A 1,593-nucleotide genomic window follows, 5' to 3' on the forward strand; every position below is an offset into this window, starting at 1 on the left:
CTGGACGTCTTCGTCGAGACCGTGCTGGTCCCGGCGTTCACCCGAGGAGCACGAAGGGCACGCAACCCCGTCTACCTGCGGGAAGCCGCTGCCCTGGCACGAGCACGCCGACGCGGTGACCCCGCCGAGGTGCGCCGGGTCCGTCAACGTATGCGTAACCTGCCCAGCTGCGATCCCCAGGATCCGGGTACCGAGGGACTGTTTCAAGATCGGCTCTGGCTCACTTTCGGTGGTGACGGTGTGTGGTCCCCGGTGAGGCTTGACGGTGGAAGGCAGCCAATCCGCTCGGCGTGTGGCGACACGATGTGTCATGTCGGGATCGAATCGTCTGGTTGAGCTGGTGTTCTCGGGTCTGTCGCCGCTGGTCATCGAGGACGTGGCCGACGAGGGCGAGCTGGTCCGATTGCGGGCCCGGACGCCTGAGAGGGCGTTTGACTTGCCCTGATTGTGGCTTATGCCCTAATAAGTACCTCGCCAGGTGAGGGTGGCTTCGCCTGTTATGCGCCTGGCGAGGTTATCGATCATGGCTATGTGGATCATGGCTTCGGAGTTGGCCGGGAGGGTCTCGTAGTCGCGGGCCAGGCGGCGGCGCAGCATGATCCACCCCAGGCTGCGTTCGACGACCCAGCGTCGTTTCACGACGTGAAAGCCACGGATCCCGGTTTTTCTGGGAACGACTTCGACGTCGATGCCGAGGGTGGCCCCGTGTTCGATGGCGGTGTTTTTGAAGCCGGTGTCGACCCAGGTCTTGGATATCGCCTGGTAGGTGTTTTTGGTCTGGTCGAGCAGGCGTATTCCGATGGCGTTGTCGGACAGGTGTGCGGCGGTGACGGTCACGGCGAGGAGCAGGCCGAGGGTGTCGGTGACGATGCCCCGCTTCCGGCCGACGATCTTCTTGCCGGCGTCTGTGCCCTGGCTGGTCAGGGGCACGTTGGTGGAGGTCTTGACGCTCTGGGTGTCGAGAATGCACGCGGTCGGTTCGAGGGTGCGGCCGGCCTTGACCCGGGCCAGGCCGGTCAGGTCGTAGTTCAGCCGGGCGAAGATTCCCTCGTCCCGCCAGGCAGCGAAGTAGAAGTAGACGGTGCCGTGGGGCGGGAAGTCGTGGGGCAGATATTTCCAGGCGATCCCCGTCCGGTTGACATACAGGATCGCGTTGAAGACCTCGCGTAGCTCGGCCTGGGCCGGCTGGCCGGTGGGCCGGCGGTCGAGCCGGGCCTGGCGCCAGGCGTGCAAGGTCGGGGCGATCAGCTCCCACCGGGCGTCCGACAGGTCGCTGGGGTACGGCTTGCGCGGGTTCACGACAGATGCTCATACCTCAAACCGTGTGACCGGACCTGTCCACTCGGCCAGCCAGGAGATTCTTCCCCATCTCTACGCCAGACGGAATCCGAGGAGAATCTACCAATAGAACAGACAGCTCGATCATAAAGTTGGGATGCGTAAACACGTCCCTACAGTGCAAAATGCAAGAAAAGGAGTCGCGCCCAAAAACGACTTGCCTTACCATAACTACTCAAACGCCCTCTCAGCCGCGGCCAGCGCCGCTCCCATCGCGTCACGGGTCAGGTCGGTGCAGTAGGCCGGCGCTCCGGG

1 protein-coding gene is annotated in these 1,593 nt (G+C 63.9%); it reads right to left on the reverse strand.

All coding sequences use genetic code 11. The features are described from left to right. Positions 1-459: 459 nt before the first annotated feature. Complete coding sequence (locus tag CC117_RS10190; RefSeq protein WP_071083501.1) at positions 460-1,299, reverse strand: IS5 family transposase; 840 nt, start codon at positions 1,297-1,299, stop codon at positions 460-462. Between the last annotated feature and the right edge of the window lie 294 nt (positions 1,300-1,593).

Source organism: Parafrankia colletiae, assembly GCF_001854655.1.
Taxonomy (GTDB): Bacteria; Actinomycetota; Actinomycetes; order Frankiales; family Frankiaceae; genus Parafrankia; species Parafrankia colletiae.